At 46.7% G+C, this 21,406-nt stretch carries 20 protein-coding genes; 8 read left to right on the forward strand and 12 right to left on the reverse strand.

What is annotated here, in order from left to right; translation table 11 throughout:
- Positions 1–200 precede the first annotated feature (200 nt).
- The 3 genes from LSG34_RS03165 to LSG34_RS03175 are packed head-to-tail and all read left to right on the forward strand — an operon-like array spanning position 201 to position 3,381.
- Complete coding sequence (locus tag LSG34_RS03165) at positions 201–908, forward strand: 3-keto-disaccharide hydrolase (RefSeq protein ID WP_233007351.1); 708 nt, start codon at positions 201–203, stop codon at positions 906–908.
- Positions 908–2,587: a GMC family oxidoreductase gene (locus LSG34_RS03170; protein ID WP_233007352.1), complete on the forward strand. Its 1,680-nt coding sequence runs from the start codon at positions 908–910 to the stop codon at positions 2,585–2,587. The genes LSG34_RS03165 and LSG34_RS03170 overlap by 1 nt, the downstream gene beginning before the upstream one ends.
- Positions 2,587–3,381: a gluconate 2-dehydrogenase subunit 3 family protein gene (locus LSG34_RS03175; RefSeq protein WP_233007353.1), complete on the forward strand. Its 795-nt coding sequence runs from the start codon at positions 2,587–2,589 to the stop codon at positions 3,379–3,381. The genes LSG34_RS03170 and LSG34_RS03175 overlap by 1 nt, the downstream gene beginning before the upstream one ends.
- A 91-nt stretch (positions 3,382–3,472) precedes the next feature.
- Here LSG34_RS03175 and LSG34_RS03180 read toward each other — a convergent pair whose 3' ends face one another.
- The 5 genes from LSG34_RS03180 to LSG34_RS20835 form a co-directional block, all read right to left on the reverse strand.
- Positions 3,473–3,904, reverse strand: a complete 432-nt coding sequence (locus LSG34_RS03180) for a DUF1801 domain-containing protein (protein WP_233007354.1) — start codon at positions 3,902–3,904, stop codon at positions 3,473–3,475.
- Positions 3,905–3,951: 47 nt separating this feature from the next.
- A complete protein-coding gene (locus LSG34_RS03185) occupies positions 3,952–4,494 on the reverse strand; it encodes a DUF4256 domain-containing protein (protein WP_233007355.1) in 543 nt (180 codons plus the stop codon).
- A gap of 203 nt (positions 4,495–4,697) precedes the next feature.
- Positions 4,698–6,902 carry a catalase/peroxidase HPI gene (gene katG / locus LSG34_RS03190; protein WP_269822750.1) on the reverse strand — a complete coding sequence of 735 codons (2,205 nt, stop codon included), beginning with the start codon at positions 6,900–6,902 and terminating at the stop codon, positions 4,698–4,700.
- Between the two features lie 624 nt (positions 6,903–7,526).
- Positions 7,527–7,676 (reverse strand): hypothetical protein, encoded by a 150-nt coding sequence (locus LSG34_RS03195; RefSeq protein ID WP_233007356.1) that lies wholly within the window; start codon positions 7,674–7,676, stop codon positions 7,527–7,529.
- Between the two features lie 358 nt (positions 7,677–8,034).
- Positions 8,035–8,385, reverse strand: a complete 351-nt coding sequence (locus LSG34_RS20835; protein WP_332909078.1) for a YebG family protein — start codon at positions 8,383–8,385, stop codon at positions 8,035–8,037.
- A 171-nt stretch (positions 8,386–8,556) separates the two neighbouring features.
- Here LSG34_RS20835 and LSG34_RS03205 point away from each other — a divergent pair, with 171 nt between their 5' ends.
- From LSG34_RS03205 to LSG34_RS03225, 5 genes are all read left to right on the forward strand, one after another.
- Positions 8,557–9,828 (forward strand): anti-phage deoxyguanosine triphosphatase, encoded by a 1,272-nt coding sequence (locus tag LSG34_RS03205; protein ID WP_233007357.1) that lies wholly within the window; start codon positions 8,557–8,559, stop codon positions 9,826–9,828.
- Positions 9,829–9,867: 39 nt separating this feature from the next.
- Complete coding sequence (locus LSG34_RS03210; protein ID WP_233007358.1) at positions 9,868–10,905, forward strand: patatin-like phospholipase family protein; 1,038 nt, start codon at positions 9,868–9,870, stop codon at positions 10,903–10,905.
- Positions 10,906–10,920: 15 nt separating this feature from the next.
- Positions 10,921–11,814: a LysR family transcriptional regulator gene (locus LSG34_RS03215; protein ID WP_233007359.1), complete on the forward strand. Its 894-nt coding sequence runs from the start codon at positions 10,921–10,923 to the stop codon at positions 11,812–11,814.
- Between the two features lie 136 nt (positions 11,815–11,950).
- On the forward strand, positions 11,951–12,766 hold the full coding sequence (locus LSG34_RS03220; protein ID WP_233007360.1) for a hypothetical protein: 816 nt from the start codon (positions 11,951–11,953) through the stop codon (positions 12,764–12,766).
- 51 nt (positions 12,767–12,817) lie between these two features.
- Positions 12,818–13,381, forward strand: coding sequence for a DUF1349 domain-containing protein (locus tag LSG34_RS03225; RefSeq protein ID WP_233007361.1), 564 nt, complete (start codon positions 12,818–12,820; stop codon positions 13,379–13,381).
- Here LSG34_RS03225 and LSG34_RS03230 read toward each other — a convergent pair.
- The 7 genes from LSG34_RS03230 to LSG34_RS03260 all read right to left on the reverse strand — a co-directional run bounded on the left by LSG34_RS03230 (position 13,376) and on the right by LSG34_RS03260 (position 21,294).
- Complete coding sequence (locus LSG34_RS03230) at positions 13,376–13,873, reverse strand: GNAT family N-acetyltransferase (RefSeq protein ID WP_233007362.1); 498 nt, start codon at positions 13,871–13,873, stop codon at positions 13,376–13,378. The two genes, LSG34_RS03225 and LSG34_RS03230, sit on opposite strands and share 6 nt — an antisense overlap.
- 115 nt (positions 13,874–13,988) lie before the next feature.
- Positions 13,989–14,393 (reverse strand): hypothetical protein, encoded by a 405-nt coding sequence (locus tag LSG34_RS03235; protein WP_233007363.1) that lies wholly within the window; start codon positions 14,391–14,393, stop codon positions 13,989–13,991.
- Between the two features lie 148 nt (positions 14,394–14,541).
- Positions 14,542–15,735 carry a 2-methylaconitate cis-trans isomerase PrpF gene (prpF, locus tag LSG34_RS03240; protein ID WP_233007364.1) on the reverse strand — a complete coding sequence of 398 codons (1,194 nt, stop codon included), beginning with the start codon at positions 15,733–15,735 and terminating at the stop codon, positions 14,542–14,544.
- Positions 15,736–15,751: 16 nt separating this feature from the next.
- Complete coding sequence (gene acnD, locus LSG34_RS03245; protein WP_233007365.1) at positions 15,752–18,340, reverse strand: Fe/S-dependent 2-methylisocitrate dehydratase AcnD; 2,589 nt, start codon at positions 18,338–18,340, stop codon at positions 15,752–15,754.
- 204 nt (positions 18,341–18,544) lie between these two features.
- Complete coding sequence (prpC, locus tag LSG34_RS03250) at positions 18,545–19,672, reverse strand: bifunctional 2-methylcitrate synthase/citrate synthase (protein WP_233007366.1); 1,128 nt, start codon at positions 19,670–19,672, stop codon at positions 18,545–18,547.
- Positions 19,673–19,730: 58 nt separating this feature from the next.
- Entirely contained in the window at positions 19,731–20,615 is an 885-nt protein-coding gene (gene prpB, locus LSG34_RS03255) for a methylisocitrate lyase (protein WP_233007367.1), read from the reverse strand.
- Positions 20,608–21,294 (reverse strand): GntR family transcriptional regulator, encoded by a 687-nt coding sequence (locus LSG34_RS03260; protein WP_233007368.1) that lies wholly within the window; start codon positions 21,292–21,294, stop codon positions 20,608–20,610. The genes prpB and LSG34_RS03260 overlap by 8 nt, the downstream gene beginning before the upstream one ends.
- Positions 21,295–21,406: the final 112 nt, after the last annotated feature.

Consider the following 21,406-nt stretch of genomic DNA (forward strand, 5'->3'; position numbering starts at 1 on the left):
TTTGCGACAAATTGTTATGCCTGCAAACTACAGCTTCAATTCAGCGTGGGCAATAGCTGTTGCAACTCAAAAAGTAAAAACAGCTCTTGCTTTCTACTAGCTTTACTTGTTTTTATAGAGCAGCAATGAAACCGATTACACTAAACTGAAAACATAAAATGGTGCCATCAGAGCATTCAACAGATAACAGGGGTAGCAAATTGATTTTATCGATAAAAAATAAAGCCTTAGCAGCAATTGCTCTGCTTTCGGTGATTAGCCTACCGATCTTTGCAAACGACAATCAACTGACAGCACAGGAACAAGCAGACGGCTGGCAGTTATTGTTTAACGGCAAGGATATGTCGCAGTGGCGCACTTTTAAACAGCCTACTGTCAATGAGAAATGGCAAATTGAAGATAACGCTATAGCTCTGACTGCAGGCGGTGGTGGCGACTTAATCAGTAAAGAAAGTTACAAAAACTTTGAGCTGACACTCGACTGGAAAATTGCAGAAGTCGGCAACAGCGGCATTCTGATCCTTGCTGATGAAAAAGGTAAATACATATACTCCCACGCGCCGGAAATTCAAATTCTGGATAACGAGCGCCACCCGGACAATAAGCTCGACACTCACCTTTCAGGTTCTTTGTACGACATGATTGCCTCTCCTGTCGCTTCTCATAAAAAAGCCGGTGAATGGAACAACACTAAAATTCGGCTGGAAAACTCCGCTTTAACCATTTGGCAAAATGACGTGCAAACGGCAAAAGTGACCATTGGCAGCGATGAATGGAAAAACTTAATTGCCAAAAGTAAGTTCGCCGACTGGGCAGGTTTTGCAGCGGCCAAAGAAGGTCATATAGGTTTACAGGATCATGGCGATAAGGTCTGGTTCAAAAATATCAAAATTAAAGAGCTGAACTAATGAAAGATTTTGACTTTGAAGTGCTGGTGGTTGGGTCCGGCGCTGGTGGTTCCATGGCGGCCTATGAGCTGACAAAAGCAGGGCATAAAGTTCTGATGCTCGAAGCCGGACGGGACTATGATCCAAAAACAGAAACCCCTATGTTTAAACGCAACGGCGAAGCGCCGTTAATGGGCGCAGGCAATAAAGATAAAGACTTCGGTTTTTATGACGCCACCGTAGATGGTGGCTGGAGTGTTCCTAACGAGCCTTATACAGCAGCAGATGGTTCTGAGTTTTTGTGGTGGCGCGCCCGTATGTTAGGTGGCCGCACCAATCACTGGGGTCGTTATTCATTGCGTTTCAGTGAACATGATTTTAAAGGCAAAAGCCGTGACGGCTTAGGCGCTGACTGGCCATTTGACTACGACGATATCGCCCCCTGGTATGATAAAACCGAAGCTTTAGTGGGCGTTTGTGGCACCAATACGGGTTTAGACGATATGCCGCCTTCATCAGATGGCATATTACAACCTCCACCTAAGCCCCGTATTACTGAGCTTTTAATAGCAGCAGCGGCCAAAAAGTTAGGTATAACGCTGGCTCCTATGCACCGCGCTGTATTAACACGGCCTTTGGATAACAGAGCCGCCTGTTTTTACGCTACCCCTTGTGGTCATGGCTGTTCTATTGGTGCTGCTTTTCAAACCACAACATCGCTTATTCCTATGGCCAAAGCCACAGGCAATTTACAGGTGATTACAGACGCTATGGTGAAGTCTGTTGATACTGACGAAAACGGCAAAGTGACAGGTGTCAGTTATGTCGATAAAAAAACCTCTACTGTGCACCAACTCAAAGCCAAAGTGGTGATCCTGGCTGCAAGCGCCTGTGAATCCGCCCGCTTGTTGTTAAATTCCAAATCGACACGTTTTCCAAATGGCCTGGCCAACACCAGCGGTCAGGTGGGTAAAAACCTGATGGACTCCACAGGCGCTAATATCAGTGCCCTGGTGCCGGCTTTGCAAGGTCGCCCTATTTATAACGAAGATGGCCATACCGCCAACCATTTGTTTATTCCATGGTGGGGCCACAAAGCACAAGAACGCAAAGAGCTGGATTTCCCTCGTGGTTATCACTTTGAAATTGGTGCGCGCTTTAACGAGCCGGGTGCTGGCCTGTCAGGTAACTTTCAGGGTTATGGTGCGGATTTAAAACGTCAGGTGAAACAGAATTACGGTGCTTATGTTGGTTTTGCCCTGCGGGGCGAAATGGTACCTAACGAGCATTGTTATATGGATATAGACCCTGAAGTCAAAGACAAATGGGGTATTCCTGTGGCGCGTTTCCACTGGAAATGGTCGGAGCATGAATTAAAGCAAGTGGAGCATGGCCTGAAAACCGCCAAAGCTATTTTTGCTGAAATGGGCGCAGAAGTCGGCGAATTGCCAACACCAGAGCAAGCCATTTTAAAAGGTGGCGAAATTATTCATGAAGTGGGCACCACACGTATGGGCGCATCGCCAAAAGACTCAGTCACTAACCAATGGGGTCAAAGCTGGGACTGCCCTAACCTCTTTGTGATGGATGGCGGCGTCTTTGCCTCTAACCCTCATAAAAACTGTACTCTGACCATTATGACGCTGGCCATGCGTAACTCGTCCTGGCTTTCAGCGCAGTTAAAACAAGGAGCGATCTAATGGCCAAAGATCAAAACAACACAGTGGATCAGCACGAGATGCAGTACAAATCCGGCATGACCAGACGTGATTCGTTAAAACTGATGATGGCATTAGCAGCAAGCACTTTGTTACCTGCAGTATTGGCAGGCTGCGACAGTGCGCCGGTCAGTACAACTGATGCAGGAGCAGGCGCAGCAAAAGCCAGTACTGAACATTGGCCAGAGCTGAAATTATCTCCAATCACAGCAACAGGGTATGGCAAAGATCCAAACTTAATTCTGCCGCCAGAATCGCCATGGCCTTTGACCTTAACTCAGGCTCAGCTGACCTTAGTGGCCGTGCTTTCAGATATTCTGGTGCCCCGTGAAGGCAGTGTGCCCAGTGCTTCTGAAGTGCATGTGCCTGCGGTGGTCGATGAATGGGTCAGTGCGCCTTACGAGCGTCAACAACAAGACAGACTGACTATTTTGTCGGCTCTGGCCTGGATAGACGACGAAGCGCAGATGCGTTTTAGCAAAACTTTTGTCGCGCTCACTAAAGTGCAGCAAAAAGCCATTATGGACGATATAGCTTTTGATACTGCCGAAACTCCGGTCCAGTTTAAACGCATAGCCACAGCCTTTGGCCGCTTCCGCAGTTTGGTACTGGCGGCGTTTTTCTGTACACCGGAAGGCATAAAAGACATAGGTTATGTCGGTAATGTGCCTATAGGCGGCGATTATCCTGGCCCAACAAAAGAAGCTTATGCTCATTTAGAGAAGGTACTGGCGGATTTGGGTTTAACAGAATACGCCTATCCAATTCAGGCTTAAAAATCGCTCGTAGGGCGACCTATATGGTCGCCAGCTACTGTATTGGGTTGGAATATCAGACGGGCGGGGATAAACCCCGCCCCTACATTTTTTATTTCAACCTTTCCAGCTGGCCTTTCCGGCGCACCAGGTTTTTATAATCCCACTGAATATCACGGGCTTTTGCCAACCAGCGTTGTAGATCAGCCGTATTGATTTGACTGCTGTGGTTGTAACGTTTTTCAGCGGCTTTAAAACTGCCTTCAAGCTTTAATTCAGCTTCATCAAAAGACTGGCCACTCCAGAACAACAACCGAATACCGCCTTTGAGTTTGCTATAACCCACTACAGGATTGCCATCGAGGAACCACACAGGATGCGCATGCCAGATTTTATTCTCAGCTTCAGGCAAAGCCGCATCAATCTGCTCTGCTAATAGCTGGCAAATAAGTTGCTCTTCTTCGGCCTGAGCCTGATTGTAGAGACAAATATCCGGATGCATCATCTCACCGTTAGTTTGTTTCAGTTGGAGCTGGTAAGGCACCAGCATCCAGTGCCATCAGAGTTGACCAATTAATAATTGAGCAAACATCAAACCCTTAACGAGCCACGAAAACCTCTGACGGCATAATAAGACTGGGCTCCATTATGGTAGATAAATACCCGGCCATACCTATAGTCGCCAAAGATGGCACCATCCAAAGCGCGAATATCCCCTGGTGTAGCCAGCCAGCTGGAGGTTTTACTATCGAAAGGGCCAAATTGCTGCAGATAACGGTAATCGTCTTCATTGAGTAACTGAATACCCATAGCCGCAGCCATATCCATCGCACTGCTTGCTGGTTTATGCTCTTTTCTGGCATTCAGTGCTTCGCGGTCGTAACACAAGCTGCGGCGGCCTTTTGGACTTTCTGCTGCGCAATCAAAAAAGATAAATTCGCCACTTTGCTCGTCAACCCCTACTACATCAGGCTCGCCGCCTGTTGCCTCCATTTCGAACAGCGATGTGAGTTTGTCCGGATAGGCTTCAAGTCGCTCCTGCACAGTGGCCCAATCCAGCGTTGCATGGCGATTTTTGTTTTTTTCAAAGCGTTTTTTTAATAGCTGGATCAGCTCTGAGTGTTGTGTGTCCATAACTTAACTCATTGGTTAAAAGCATTTTATGGCAAGGATGTAAAACCTGGCTGCTTTTGGATGTGATTGAACTAGTCGCTTTACGCTAACGCCAAAGCCCCTCGGCTTCAATCACTTTTTCTCAAAACAACTGAGCCAAAAGTAAAAAGGCAGCTGTTAAAAAAACAGCTGCCTTTGTTTCACTCAGTACAAAAATACTGGTTTTACTTTAAGTCAAAGCGATCAGCGTTCATCACTTTGTTCCAGGCAGCAACAAAGTCACGGACAAACTTTTGTTTGTTGTCATGCTGAGCATAAACTTCAGCCAAAGCGCGCAGCTGAGAGTTGGAGCCAAAGACCAAATCAACACGGCTGGCAGTCCATTTCACAACACCAGTTTTGCGATCTTTACCTTCAAACAGTTCAGCCTCTGCTGACACCGGAGTCCAGGCTGTGTTCATATCCAGCAGATTGACAAAAAAGTCGGTGCTTAATGTGTCGGCTTGTTTGGTAAATACACCGTGCATAGATTTATCCGCGTTGATATTCAGCACACGCAGACCACCGATCAGAGCTGTCATTTGCGGCGCTGTTAACGTCAGCAACTGAGCTTTATCCAGCAACAGCTCTTCAGCTTTGACTGAATAACGGCCTTTTACGTAGTTACGGAAACCATCAGCTATAGGCTCCATCACCGCAAAAGACTCCACATCGGTTTGATCTTGTGATGCATCAGTACGGCCAGGAGCAAAAGGCACATCAATAGCGACACCAGCATTTTTCGCCGCTTGCTCTATAGCTGCAATACCAGCCAGCACAATAATATCCGCCAGTGACACCTTGCGGCTTTCTGACTGATTATTAAAAGAGGCCTGAATTTGCTCAAGAACCGCCAGCACTTTGCTCAGCTGCGCCGGTTGATTCACTGCCCAATCTTTTTGTGGGGCTAAACGAATACGGGCACCATTAGCACCACCCCGTTTATCTGAACCACGGAAGGTTGAAGCGCTGGCCCAGGCGACTGATACCAATTCTGAAATGGATAAACCTGAAGATAAAATCTTGCTTTTCAGCGCAGCTATATCCGCAGAGTTCACCAACTCGTGGGTCACTGCAGGCACAGGATCTTGCCAAATTAGCTCTTCTGACGGTACTTCAGGGCCTAAATAACGAGCCAAAGGCCCCATGTCACGGTGAGTTAATTTATACCAGGCACGGGCAAACACATCAGCAAACTCTTCTGGGTTCTGATGGAAACGTCTGGAAATAGCCTCATAAGCCGGGTCCATCTTCAGCGCTAAATCAGCAGTTGTCATCATAGGAGCATGACGAATGGCAGGGTCGTGAGCATCAGGCACAGCTGTTGCTGCAGACTCGTCCGTAGGGATCCACTGATGAACACCAGCCGGGCTTTTCACCAGTTTCCAATCATAACCAAATAAGGTGTCGAAATAGCTGTTGTCCCACTGGGTAGGAGTTGGAGTCCAGGCGCCTTCAATACCACTGGTAATAGTATGAACACCTTTACCTGTGCCAAACGCATTTTTCCAGCCTAAACCCATTTCTTCCAGCGGAGCAGCTTCAGGTTCAGCACCAACCAAAGAGGCGTCGCCTGCACCATGGCATTTACCAAAGGTGTGGCCACCAGCAACTAAAGCTACGGTTTCCTCATCATCCATTGCCATACGGGCAAAGGTTTCACGAATATCACGGGCTGAAGCCACTGGATCCGGGTTGCCATTTGGGCCTTCAGGGTTGACGTAAATCAGGCCCATTTGTACTGCAGCTAGTGGGTTTTCTAATTCACGATCGCCAGCGTAACGTTTATCGCCCAGCCACTCTGTTTCCACACCCCAGTAAATATCTTCTTCCGGAGCCCAGATATCTTCGCGGCCACCCGCAAAACCAAAGGTTTTAAAGCCCATAGATTCCAACGCACAGTTACCTGCCAATATCATTAAATCGGCCCAGGACAACTGGTTGCCGTATTTTTGCTTGATTGGCCATAACAAACGGCGGGCTTTATCCAGATTGCCGTTATCAGGCCAGCTGTTCAGTGGAGCAAAACGCTGTGAGCCTGACGATGCACCACCACGGCCATCGCTGGTGCGGTAAGTACCGGCACTGTGCCATGCCATACGAATAAATAATGGGCCATAGTGGCCATAATCCGCCGGCCACCAGTCCTGTGAGTCGGTCATCAGGGCATATAAGTCCTGCTTCACCGCGGCCAGGTCCAGTTTTTGAAAAGCTTCGGCGTAGTTAAAGGGTTGATCCATAGGATCTGATAAAGAAGAGTGCTGATGTAAAATGTTTAAATTCAGTTGGTTCGGCCACCAATCTCGATTTGAAGTACCACCAGCGGCTGACTTAGTCAGAGCGCCGTGCATTACCGGACATTTACCGGTCTTTGTTTCGTTACTACCCATCTTTTTTCTCCAATTGTTGCTGTCATAAATGGAATAAATCCATTAAAAGGCGATAACTCTGCAATTGGAACCTGCACGTCCACGCGTGTTATCAATAAAAATCACCAGGTTGTTTTCATTCAAATGTCAGACTGCGCCATAAAGCGGCAGCAGCGAGGTTGCATGCACTTTGTCATCATTTACTGTGATGCTCAACAACAGTCTACAGGATCCAAATATAGAATTTCATGAAAAAATTCAATACGTTAAATCACTTTTTCAGATACTACGAAATCGTGACGTAAAACAGAAACCAGATAAAACCAGCTTAAAAGTGACAGATGACAGACTAATTACGGCAGAAGGGGAAAAAAGATCGGTGAGAGTACAAAACAGCAGGTTATTTTTTCGCTACGAAAATTATCTGTCTGTCGTACTTGTTCTGGATTATAAGAATACAAAAACATCGGGAGTGTTTTTTAACGGCGTTGTTTGCCGGCCCGCTGGGTGAGCGCCATGGATGGCAGCGAATAAAAAAAACGCGCTTAGCAGCAATCTAAGCGCGTTCAAGGGGTTACGTCTTTTAGCAACAAAAAGTTCAGCAACAGTAGGCTCAGCACAGCTTACTGCAGGTCACAAACACCATTATTTGGTGTAGATAGCACCACTCAGACTTAAAGCGCGGCCAATCCGGGATAAAAACTGATTGATTCGACGCACCAGCAGCAGAGAAGATACGCTGCGCTCTGTCGTGCTCACGTTAGATTTTTCTACTGTGGTATTGATACTGTTCATGTCCAACCTCGTTAAGTCTGAGAAAGTGTTCATCCGAAAACGTGGTTATTATGCTGCAAATTTAACCAGATAACTAACGAGATAATTTATAGTCTGGATATTAGTTTTTCTAATGCAAAATAACATTCTCTGTCATGATTTATTCAGCTTGTTTTCATATTCACTATTCAATGCAACAATAGACCATCAATAAAAATGCTGCCAAATCAGCTAATTATGCACAACCCCCCAGTTAAACCCAATAAAAAAGGCATAACTTATTTATAGTTATGCCTTTTCAGGTTATTTTTTTAAATTAGCTGTTCTAATAAAAAATAAAGGTACAAGCTAACCGCGCCACTGAACCTCTGCTGCTAAATTAAGCAGCCAGGTCGTCTGTGGCTTCCGTCACTTCTGTCAGCACAACGGCCGCTTTAGCCGGATCAGCAGCGCCTTTGTCCTTTGCCTGTTCTTTATCGGCTACCGGGGCTTTGTTGCTTTTGGTTTTCTGATTCAGCGTCTGGATCACCAGCTCTTTTTGCTGAGCTAAATACAACGCCAAATCTTCACGTTGTTGCTCATCCGGGATCAGTTCACTTTGACCCAGCATTAAAAACAGTTCATCAGCAATATCCAGCATCCGGTCATAGGCGTCTGCTTCAGGCTTTGAACTAAAAGTCATTTTTTCTACTCCAGCGCGCTCAACAATGTATTTAATAATAACGGCCATAAATCCTCCTGCTTTTGATACTGAACATTTATACAGTAACTACTGTTTATTTGTCCAGTGGTATTTATAAAAAATACGCATCGCCTCTTTTCTGCTTTTGCCGTAGCATAAAGTGATGATTTAACCTGACTTCAGGTTAAGAATTTCAGGCTAGTGTCAGAAGGATTTTGTATGCAGCATTTGTGGGCCGAACGCCGTCTTGCCGAACATAGTCAGAGACCAAACGATCACCGTACACCGTGGCAAAGAGACAGAGCCAGAATTCTGCACTCCGCTGCTTTTCGCCGCCTGCAGGCTAAAACTCAGATTATGGGTATTGGCCAGAATGACTTCTACCGCACCCGTCTGACCCACTCTTTAGAAGCTGCCCAAATAGGCACTGCATTAGTAGCGCAATTAAGTTACCAGCAAGAAGACCCGGCACTGCGGGCATTATTAGCGCAGGACAGCCTGATGGAGGCTTTGTGTCTGGCCCACGACTTGGGCCATCCACCTTTTGGTCATGGTGGTGAAAAAGCCCTGAACGCCTGTATGCAGCATTTCGGTGGTTTTGAAGGCAACGGCCAGACCTTGCGTATTGTTGGCAAACTGGAACCCTACACAGCCAGTGGTGGCATGAATTTAAGCCGCCGTACTTTATTAGGTTTACTCAAGTATCCGATAGTACAGCCTGCGCTCGATCAATTTGAGCAAGGGCTCACCGTCAAACCCTGCAAAGCTATTTATGCTGCCGACAGTGATTTACTCGACTGGATCTTAAGCCCTTTATCTGCAGCAGATCGCAGCGCTTTTCAGCGCACAGAAACTTTACTCAAAGCGCCCTTTTTAAAGTCACTGCATAAATCTCTGGATGCTTCGATTATGGAGCTGGCCGATGATATAGCTTACGGCGTACATGACTTAGAGGATGCGATTGTGACTGGTACTGTGACCATTGAACACTGGCGCCGTTTAGCAGAGCCTGAAATGGCGAAGTTACCCGTTGATATTGCCAGTGCGTTAAAACATATCAGCCAAAAATTATTTATACCCGAACATCATATTCGTAAAGATGCCATTGGTGCGCTGGTGAATTTGCTGATCACCAGTATTGAGTTGTATCAGTCACTGCCGGACACTCAAGACCCATTGATCCGTTACAATGCACGCTTGCCAGATCCGCAACAGCAGCTGTTGCAACTGTTAAAAAGCTTTGTGTATGAAGCCGTCATTTTATCGCCCGACGTGCAACGGGGCGAATACAAAGGTCAACAAATTGTTCGCTCATTGTTTGAAGCCTTTAGTTCGGAGGCGGAACGTTTGTTGCCGGCCAACACCAAAAACCGCTGGCTTATGGCGGACAACGAACAGAGCAAGATGCGGGTTATTTGTGATTATGTGTCAGGTATGACAGATGAGTATGCGCTGCGTATGCATCAGCAATTGTTTGCCGCATCTTTGTAAGTTTTATTTTATATAGCTCTAAGTGAGGGAAAAAACCGGGTGACAAAGTCGACATTAAGAGTACTGGCGGGAGCCACAGCCTTTGAGCATTTGCAGCAACATGGCTTACGTCAGCAGGATATCAATTTAGTCTTAGGTGCCAGTGGTGGCCCTAAATGGTTTTGCTTATTTGGTTTAGATCAGTATTTGTTTGGTGAGTTTTTTAAAGACAGAAGCACGCCTTTATCTTTAGTTGGCAGCTCTGCTGGTGCCTGGCGTTTTGCCTGTGTCACGCAGCAAAACCCTGCTGCCGCCACTGAACGTTTTGCCAAAGCTTACAGCAGCTTGTGTTTTCCACCCAAAGCTAGCATTGATCAAATTACCTCTACCTCAGCTGCTGTGTTGGATCAGGTGTTTCCTGACGATGACTGCATTTTACAGGTGCTGAATAACCCTGTACTGCAGCTGAATTTTATTGCAGCCCGCGAAGTGAAAGTAAGAAAGTCTGAACGCAAAGCAGCACAAATACGTCGTTTGCTGTTAGCTGCCGGTGCTAATTTGTTTAAACCCACTTTACTACAACGATTTTATAAAAGAGTGGTGATGCAAAATCACAGCAATCCGGGCTTGTTACAACAGGTGCCTCACGAAGCTTATCCACTGACGCCAGACAATTTTAAAGCCAGTTTATTGGCTTCAGGCTCTATTCCTATGGTGATGCATCCGGTGAAAGATCCGGCGGGTTTGCCCAAAGGTTTGTATATGGACGGCGGCTTGCTGGATTACCATCTGTCCTTGCCTTATCAGCAGGAAGGTTTGATTTTATATCCACACTTTTATCCGTACCTGATCCCCGGCTGGTTTGATAAATCCTTGCCATGGCGCCGCGCTAAAGCAGCGCAAATGGACAAGATGATCCTGCTATGCCCATCCGAATCTTGGGTGAAATCCCTGCCTTACGGCAAAATTCCAGACCGCAAGGATTTCGACAAACTAACAGACTCTCAGCGTCTGGAGTATTGGGCAATAGTGTTGGAACGCTCAAAAGAGCTGGCTGATGATTTAAAATCCGGCAATTACCTGCTGGAAAAAATTTAGTTCGGGCAGGCATCCATGGATAAACTCAGAGCTTTGACTGTATACCGAAGAGTGATTGAGCTGGGCAGCTTCAAAGCGGCTGCTGATGATTTGAATTTATCAAAAGCAGCGATCAGTAAAAATATTTATGAGCTGGAAGACTATCTGCAAAGTCCGTTGATCAACAGAACCACACGTAAACTGCATGTCACAGAACAAGGTAGATCTTATTACCAGCAGATCTGCCACGTACTGGATAGTCTGGCTCAGGCTGATTTATCTGTGCTTGAGGCATCAGACTCGCTCAGGGGCTCATTAAAAATCAGTGTGCCTATGTCACTGGGGCTCCTGGACATAAACCCTCTGGTTTGTGATTTTATGAAACAACATCCTGATCTTGCCATAGAGCTGGTGATGAATGATCACTATATCGACCTGATGGAGCAAGGTGTGGATATTGCGATCCGGGGAGGTGCTGCACTTGCAGATTCAAGCTTTCGCTCACGCAAACTAACTGATTTAAAACGAGTTCTCTGCGCATCTCCGGACTATTTGGAAAAATCTCCGCCTTTAGTCACACCAGAAGACCTGAGCAGGCATCACTGCTTAGTTTATAGCTTGTCTTCTTCCTCCAGACGATGGAGTTTTAAGAAGCAGCAAGAACGCCTGGATATTGAATTACCTGCGGGCCGCTATGTAGTCAACAACAGCTTAGCACTAGTGCAAACAGCAAAACTTGGACATGGTATTGCCTTGCTGCCAGAATATTTTGTCAAACAAGCCTTGGCACAAGGCGAGTTACAACAGGTACTGAGTGACTGGCAAGCAGAAGAGCATTCGCTCTACATCATTTATCCCTACCATAAAGAACAATCACAAAAGATCAGAGCTTTTATCGATTTTATAGTGCAGCACTTTACCAGAACATAATGTCGAATCTCTGCACGTTAGTTCACTGAAAGTGAACAATTCATCCACTGAACTGCTATTTATCTCGCCTTTGGTAAAAATTAAACTGACTCAGAACACCACAGCTTCCTATTATTCTGGATCAGGAGATTACTTAATGAAGATTTGGCGCAACATGCTGGCAGTGGCTTTACTATCCACTTTGCCATTGGCACAAAGCACAGCACAAACCCCATCAGGCGACGGGCAATTAACCCTGTCATACAGTGATGGCAGAGCATCAACACAGGGCATTGAACAGGTCAATCTGGTGCTAAAGTCTGTGGGGGTCAGAGTCAGTACTGTGACTATACCGGAGCAGGCAAAACCTGTGATAGCGCAAGCAAAACAGCGAGCACTGACCAAGGAAGAAAGTGAACAGCTGGTTGGATATTTTGCATTGCACAGAGGTAATCTGCTGGAGCAGATCAAACTGGCAGGTCGTGAACCTGCGGCTCCTCGAGGTGGTTTTTTATCAACGTCAGAAAAAGGTGTAGCTCCCTACCCCAAGGTATATGACATGAAAGCCATGACACCGGATTTGATGTACTACCTGCAAGAAAAGTTTGGTAAATTACACGTCAACAGTGCAGAAAGTGGTGTTGGAATTGATGAAGTGATGACCATAGTTTCAGGTGGCGCCTGGACCTGGTTTTTTGTTTTACCCGATAACACCACTGCCAAGCTGACTTTAGGTTATGTGCCTACTGATGGTAAAGCATGGCGTATCAGCTATCCGGGTCTGGTACCACATGGTGGTTTCTTCGATGCTCCTTATGGTTTGGTTGTCGCTTATGCTCACGGACCAGAACATTTTGTGATGCGTTATGAGGAACCCGCTGTACAAGGAGCTGAAACACTGGGTAACAATCCGTGGATTAACTTTAATGGCGAAAAACCGGAATTATTAACTCAAGTGAAAAAACAGCAGTAAAGCCTTAAGACCCGGACTGGTGGTCCGGGTCTGCTGTTAAAAGGAAATAAAATGGCAATAACCTATCAATGGCTCAATCCTCCTCAGAATTGCTCAGACGGGCCACCATTGCAATTTACTACCGACGCCAACACAGACTTCTGGCAACATACCCATTATCACTTCTATCGGGATAATGGCCATTTTTACTACTGGAAAAGTAAAGCAGCCAGACTATCCCTGCTTGTTGAAGTGCAGGTGAACGCCAATAGCAAGTTCGATCAAGCAGGTATTATGCTGAGAAAAGACGCGCATAATTGGTTAAAAATTTCAGCTGAATGGTTGTCACCTGAAGAAGCTGCACTGGGCTCGGTGAATACGCTGGCTGGAAAATCAGACTGGGCCAGCCAAAGCATCAAGCCTGCAAAAAGCTGGATATTAAAAATAGAAATTTCGCAGCAGGACGCTATTGTCTCGGCTCTATCAGGACAAAGCTGGCAGCAACTGCGAGTACTGGATATTAGCCATATTAGGGATAAGGATCTGATTTGTCTCGGTATTTATGGCTGCAGCCCGGACGGACCAGGCTGCGAAATTATTGTTCAGCGTATCGAATTTAACGAATCGGCTTTATAAAGAGCAGGTCATATAACAGGCTATTTCTGGTAAATAAGTATCCAGAATAGCTTGCTGCTCTGCACTAATATTTGTCACTTTGACAAAACCTTGTTTAGCCCAATAGCCTTCAGCGCCCTGCACTGCCACCAAAGCCAAAGCTTCTAAGCCAAGTTTCTTCGCTTCCATGCTGGCGTGGGCCAATAGCGCAGGCGCTAACGACTGTCCGCGAAAATCACTGGAAATAGCCATATCGTGCAGATACAAGCAGTTGGTATTTTGATACAGAGGAAAAGCTGCAGCTAAAGGCGTAATGCTGCCAAGCACCGATGGATAAGCCAGCAGATAACCAGCCATTTGCTGTTCAATAAAATAGCCCCAGCAGGTGTGAGAAAACGCAGAAATTCGATGAGCCATCACAGTGGCTGATTCAACCAGATCTTCGCTGTAGCAGTTTTGTTGCACCAGCATTAGCTGTGGGACATCAATGACAGATAAAGTAGAGACAGACATAACAAACACCGGTAAAAATAAGCGGCAGAGCCTGGATTGAAAACAAAAACCACCTGCTCTGGCAAAGACAAGTGGTTTTTTAAAACACTGAATATAAAGTTATTTGTTCAGATTTTTAGTTCAGGCTTTTTAACAGCGTTTGATCTAAACCGTCAGCAGACAATAACTTCACAATAGCTTTGCAGTGATCCAAAGTAAAATCACCTTCGCTGATTTGCAGGTTTAATGCTTCACGACGTTTTTGCACAACACCAGACAAAGTTTTATTGTCAGCGTCTGCGCCTTTTAACTTCTGCTCTAGCTTAGTCAGCCATGGATACAGCTGCTTTTCAGCGTCATAAGCCTGCTGGCGAATTTCCGGATGGTAATCTTCGCACGCATTTAAATTTAACAAATAAAAATTCAGATAACCGGCAACGGTCAGATACTGGTAGTCCACTGTTTCAGCTTTCACTGCAGAAGACAATGTCGCAGAACTTAAACATAAAGCGGCGAACAGGCTGTAACCTAACTTCTTCATCTAAGACTCCCCAAAAAAATCGTAAATTCGATACCCAATCTACAGAGAATAACCTGCCTTTTCAACACAGCAGGTTATTTATACTGGAATAATAAGTCGATAATTCAGCACTGCAGTTGCAACTTATCATTTTTACCATTTTATAGACTTAGAATGTGCCAGCCGGTACCCGCACCCAACCTTCCATTAATACCCGCGCACTTCGACTCATTATGGCTTTGGTAACAGTCCACTCACCAGCAACTAAAGCAGCTTCGGCTCCTACTCTTAAAGTGCCGGACGGATGACCAAAACGTACTGCTTTGCGTTTTACGCCACCAGCAGCCAGGTTGACTAAAGTACCTGGAATAGCAGCTGCAGTACCAATGGCCACCGCAGCTGTGCCCATCATGGCGTGATGTAATTTACCCATAGATAAAGCCCGCACCACCAAATCCATATCTGCTGTAGTCACAGCTTTACCACTGGACGAGATATAGTCTGTGGCTGGCGCGACAAAAGCAATCTTTGGCGTATGCTGACGGGTTTTAGCTTCGTCTATATGCGACATCAAGCCCATTTTGACTGCACCATAAGCACGGATAGTCTCAAACATCGCCAGTGCTTTAGCATCGCTGTTAATAGCGTCCTGCAGCTCTGTGCCTGTATAACCAATATCTTTGGCATTAACAAAAATAGTTGGAATACCGGCATTAATCAGTGTGGCTTTAAAAGTACCTACTCCCGGCACGTCCAAATCATCCACTAAGTTGCCCGTTGGGAACATCGAGCCACCGCCTTCGCCGTCTTCATCAGCGGCCGGGTCGATAAATTCCAGTTGCACTTCAGCGGCAGGGAAAGTCACACCATCCAGTTCAAAATCACCACTTTCCTGTACTTCGCCATTGATCATCGGCACATGAGCAATAATGGTTTTGCCAATATTGGCCTGCCAAATCCGCACTGTGGCTTTGCCATTTTGTGGAATACGGCTGGTATCGACTAAACCTGCGCTGATGGCAAAAGAGCCAACAGCTGCAGATAAATTGCCGCAATTACCGCTCCAGTCGACAAAAGCTTTATCGATGGAGACCTGACCAAACAGGTAGTCGACATCGTGATCGCTTTTGCTGCTTTTGGCTAAAATCACAGTTTTACTGGTACTGGACGTAGCGCCGCCCATGCCATCAATTTGTTTGCCGTATGGATCAGGACTGCCAATCACACGCAGCAACAACGCATCACGCGCAGCGCCTGGGATTTGCGCTGCTTCTGGTAAATCCTGCAAACGGAAAAATACACCTTTGCTGGTACCACCACGGATATAAGTGGCGGGAATTTTAATCTGAGGTAAATAGCTCATAGTTTAATCCCTACCCCTATACCTTAGCTTCAAGGAAGTCTTTGGCAAAACGCTGTAACACGCCACCCGCTTCATAAATAGAGACTTCTTCGGCTGTATCTAAACGACAGGTCACGGGCACTTGCAGCACTTCACCGTTTCTGCGGGTGATCACTAAAGTTAGGGTAGTGCGAGGTGTACGCTCGCCTAAAACGTCGTAACTTTCAGTGCCATCCAAAGCTAAAGTTTTACGGTTAACACCCGCTTTAAACTCAAGCGGTAATACCCCCATACCCACTAAGTTAGTACGGTGAATACGCTCGAACCCTTCGGCCACTATGGCTTCAACACCAGCTAAACGCACCCCTTTAGCCGCCCAGTCACGGGATGAACCCTGACCATAATCAGCACCGGCAATAATGATTAAAGGTTGCTTACGTTCCATATAAGTTTCAATGGCTTCCCACATCCGGGTGACCACACCTTCAGGCTCGATACGGGTTAAAGAACCTTGTTTGATTTTGCCATCCACTACGGCCATTTCGTTTATCAGCTTAGGGTTAGCAAAAGTAGCGCGCTGTGCTGTTAAGTGGTCACCGCGGTGGGTGGCGTAGGAGTTAAAATCTTCTTCCGGCAGCCCCATTTTGTGCAGGTATTCACCGGCAGCACTGTCCATCATAATGGCGTTAGAAGGCGATAAATGGTCAGTGGTGATATTGTCACCCAGCACGGCCAGCGCACGCATACCTTTCATGCTGCGCTCACCAGCCAAAGCACCTTCCCAATATGGCGGGCGGCGGATATAAGTGGTTTGTGGACGCCAGTCATACAGCGGACTGATTTTCTCGCCGTAATCCACTGAAACTGCAAACATAGGCTCATAGACTTTACGGAACTGTTCAGGTTTGACGCTGCTTGCCACTACTGCATCAATTTCAGCATCGCTTGGCCAGATGTCTTTTAAACGAATTTCGTTGCCGTCTTTGTCCAGCCCCAGCACGTCTTTTTCGATATCAAAGCGGATAGTACCGGCTATGGCATAAGCCACCACCAAAGCTGGAGAGGCTAAAAATGCCTGTTTGGCATAAGGGTGAATACGGCCATCAAAGTTGCGATTACCAGACAACACAGCAGTGGCGTATAAGTCACGCTCTATCAGCTCTTTTTGAATCACAGGATCTAAAGCGCCGCTCATACCGTTACAGGTAGTACAGGCAAAAGCCACAATACCAAAACCTAAACTTTCTAAATCTGTCAGTAAGTTGGCTTCTTTTAAATACAGCTCAACAGTTTTAGAACCAGGCGCCAATGAGCTCTTCACCCATGGCTTACGGCTTAAGCCTTTGGCTTTAGCGTTACGGGCTAATAAGCCCGCAGCTATCACGTTACGTGGGTTACTGGTGTTGGTGCAGCTGGTTATAGCGGCAATAATGACAGCACCGTCCGGCATTAAACCCGGCTCGTTTTCCACCACACCACTAATACCTTTGACCGCTAAATCGCTGGTCGATACCCGGGCATGTGGATTAGAAGGACCAGCGATAGTGCGGCCGACGCTGGATAAATCAAAACGGATTACACGCTCGTATTCAGCAGTTTTTAAACTGTCGGACCATAAACCTGCGGTTTTAGCGTAGGTTTCCACCAGCTTGACTTGCGCTGGCTCGCGGCCTGTCAGGGTTAAATAATCCAGAGTTTGCTGATCGATAGAGAACATAGCGGCAGTAGCGCCATATTCAGGCGTCATATTAGAGATAGTAGCGCGGTCACCTAAACTCAGGCTGCTGGCGCCTTCGCCAAAAAACTCCAGATAAGCAGAGACGACTTTTTCTTTGCGTAAAAACTCAGTCAAGGCCAACACTATATCTGTTGCCATAATGCCTGGCTGTGCTTTGCCCGTCAGCTCCACGCCAATAATATCTGGCAGACGCATCCAGGAGGCGCGACCTAACATCACGCTTTCAGCTTCTAAGCCACCAACCCCAATAGCGATGACACCCAGCGCATCCACATGAGGGGTATGGCTGTCGGTACCTACTAAAGTATCAGGGAAAGCCACACCATCTATAGCGTGAATAACAGGTGACATCCGCTCTAAATTGATCTGGTGCATAATGCCGTTGCCTGGCGGTATCACATCGACATTTTTAAAGGCTTTTTTCGTCCAGTTGATAAAGTGGAATCTGTCGTCGTTACGTCTGTCTTCGATAGCACGGTTTTTCTCAAAAGCATCTTTTTCAAAACCACCATGCTCTACAGCCAAGGAGTGATCGACAATCAGCTGAGTCGGCACTACAGGGTTTACTTTGGCCGGATCGCCACCTTGCAGCGCAATAGCATCACGCAGGCCAGCTAAATCCACTAAAGCGGTTTGACCTAAAATATCGTGGCACACCACACGAGCCGGAAACCATGGAAAATCCAGATCCTGCTTGCGGTAAATCAGCTGTTTTAATGAGTCAGTTAAAGTCGCCGGATCGCAGCGGCGTACTAAGTTTTCAGCATGAACACGGGAGGTATAAGGGAGTTTGGCATAAGAGCCCGGTTCAATGTCGTTGCATGCAGCTGCTGCATCAAAATAATCCAGCGTGGTGCCTGGTAAGTTTTTACGGTAATTAGAATTCATGGCGTGGCCACTCAGTTAAAAGGTTGCTTCAGATCCTACAAAAGCCCTTCGCGGGCTTTTATACCTGTCGTACTTGAAGCCGCAGCTTTGTTGGTTTGCTCACTCACCCCAATCACATAGGACTGCTATGCTCATGGGGACTCGTCGCCAACCGCCTAACTGCAACTCCAATTACTTAAGGTATAGATAAATGTCTTGTTGCTATTAGCGCTTCGCCAGTGGCGTTACAGTGCGTGGTTCCACACCTGTATATTCGGCACTTGGGCGAATAATACGGTTGTCCGCACGTTGTTCCATTACATGAGCAGCCCAGCCTGTTAGACGTGAACAGACAAAAATAGGCGTAAACAGCTTGGTTGGAATACCCATGTAGTTGTAAGCCGAGGCGTGGAAAAAATCTGCGTTACAGAACAGTTTTTTCTCGCGCCACATGACGCTTTCACAGCGCACAGAAATGTCGTACAAGGACGTGTTGCCGTTGGCTTTACCCAGCTTTTCTGACCATTCTTTGATCACTGCGTTACGTGGGTCGGACTCTGCATAAATGGCATGGCCAAAACCCATAATTTTTTCTTTACGTTCCAGCATGCCCATTAACTTGGTTTCGGCATCATCCGGATTGTCCATCTTTTCAATCAGTTCCATCGCCGCTTCGTTAGCGCCACCGTGCAGAGGGCCACGTAATGAACCAATAGCGCCTGTGATGCAAGAGTGCATATCACTTAAAGTAGAAGCACAAACACGGGCCGTGAAAGTAGAAGCATTGAACTCGTGCTCTGCGTATAAAATCAGCGAAGAGTTCATTACATCGGTATGCAGCTGGGTTGGTTTTTCACCATGTAAAGTCCAGAGGAACTGCTCGGCAATAGAATCGGCCGCTGTTTCCACTTCAATGCGCAGGCCTTTATGGCTGAAGTTATACCAGTAGTTAATTAAGCCTGGGAAAATCGCCAGTAACCGGTCGGTCGCATCCTGTTGCTGAGCAAAACTCTGTTCAGTTTCTAAGTTGCCTAACATAGAGCAACCAGTACGCATTACATCCATAGGATGAGCAGAAGCAGGAATACGTTCCAGTACTTCTTTTAATGCCTGTGGCAGGTTACGCATAGCCTTTAAGCGTTTTTTGTACGCAGCCAGTTCTGCTTCGTTCGGTAACTCGCCTTTTAAAATCAGGTGCGCTACTTCTTCAAATTCACAGTGAGCGGCTAAGTCTTTGACGTCGTAACCACGGTAGGTCAAGCCAGAACCTGTTTTACCTACTGTGGATAAAGCGGTTTTACCTGCGATTTGGCCACGTAAGCCTGCGCCTGATAATTCTTTTGCGTTCGCCATCTTGTCTCTCCGTTTTTAATTTGTTCTGTTGATTTATTGAATGCTGCTTGGCTTATGGTTATTTTTTGTTCGCAAACAGGGCGTCTAATTTCTGCTCATAACTGTGATAGTTCAGGAAGTCGTAAAGTTCAGCGCGGGTTTGCATGCTGTCGACTACAGCCTTCTGATCGCCATTGGCCAAAATAGATTCATACACATTCAGTGCAGCTTTGTTCATAGCGCGGAAGGCACTCAACGGATACAACACCATATCGACACCTACGCCAGCCAGCTCTGCTTTGTTAAAGAGTGGCGTTTGGCCAAACTCGGTGATATTGGCCAATACCGGCACTTTCAGCACCTTGGTAAAGGCCTGGTATTGCTCCAGCGTATACACAGCTTCAGCAAAAATGGCATCAGCTCCGGCGGCTTCACAGGCTAAAGCGCGCTCGATGGCGGCTTCTAAACCTTGTTGTTGCAACGCATCAGTGCGCGCCATAATAAAAAAGTTCTCGTCTGTTCTGGCATCGACAGATGCCTTGACTCGATCAACCATTTCTTCCAAAGAGACGATTTCTTTGTTTGGTCTGTGACCACAACGTTTTTGCGCCACCTGATCTTCAATATGAAAACCTGCAGCACCGGCATTGGTCATTTCTTTCACAGTGCGGGCAATATTAAAAGCTCCGCCCCAGCCTGTATCGGCATCGACCAGCAATGGCAGTTCAGTAGCACCAGTAATACGGCGGATATCTTCACAGACGTCGTTTAACGAGGTCATGCCTAAATCCGGTAAACCAAAAGAGGCGTTAGCCACACCAGCACCTGATAAGTACAAGGCTTTATGACCCACACGTTCAGCCATCATGGCGGTGTAGGCGTTAATAGTGCCCACCAGCTGTAACGGATGATTGTCTTTAATTGCCTGACGAAGCAGAGCGCCAGCGCTTTTTACATTAGCCATGTGAAGTCCCCTGTTGAAGTAACTGTTGTTCAATATTACGTTTGGATGCGGCGATATGACGGCGCATCAATAAGTCGGCAAGTTCGCCATCACGGTTAGCAATGGCATTGATAATAGCTTTGTGTTCGTCAAAAGCCCGCGATACCCGTGGGCCGTTCATGCCAAGCTGCACCCGATACATCCGCACCAGAAAATACAGCTCGTCACTTAAAATATTAATCAGATAAGGATTTTTACTACCTAAGATGACGCGGTAATGAAAGTCGACATCCCCTGCTTCCTGGTAATAACTTTCACCTTCACGCACCCGTTGTGTCGACAAATGCTGATCAAGTAGCGCCCGCACTTCGGCAATGTCCTGCTCTGTCATATGCTCAGCCGCTAAACGACAAGCCAGACCTTCGAGCTCTTCGCGTAGCTGATACAAAGAACGTAGCCCTTCAATCGACAGCTTGACCACACGGGCGCCGGCATTGGGCGTGCGTTCGATTAAATGACAGCGCTCTAAACGCGCTAAGGCTTCACGCAGCGGGGCACGGCTTAAATCATAACGTCGCGCCAGCTCTGGCTCACTGATCTTGGTACCAGCAGGAATTTCGCCTTCCACTATGGCAGTACGAATTTGCACCAGCACCCGGTCGGCGGCAGTAATAGCTTCTTTAAATTCAGTAGCAAGCATTAGATTGTCGACAATAACTGGAAGTTAGTTACGTTTTACGCCTTGAATCGGCTTTGGTCAAGCTAAAACGAGATGTTATGTCGACATAAAGACTAAAGTACTAGAGGGCGTT

This window comes from Rheinheimera faecalis (genome assembly GCF_021290965.1).
Classification (GTDB): domain Bacteria; phylum Pseudomonadota; class Gammaproteobacteria; order Enterobacterales; family Alteromonadaceae; genus Pararheinheimera; species Pararheinheimera faecalis.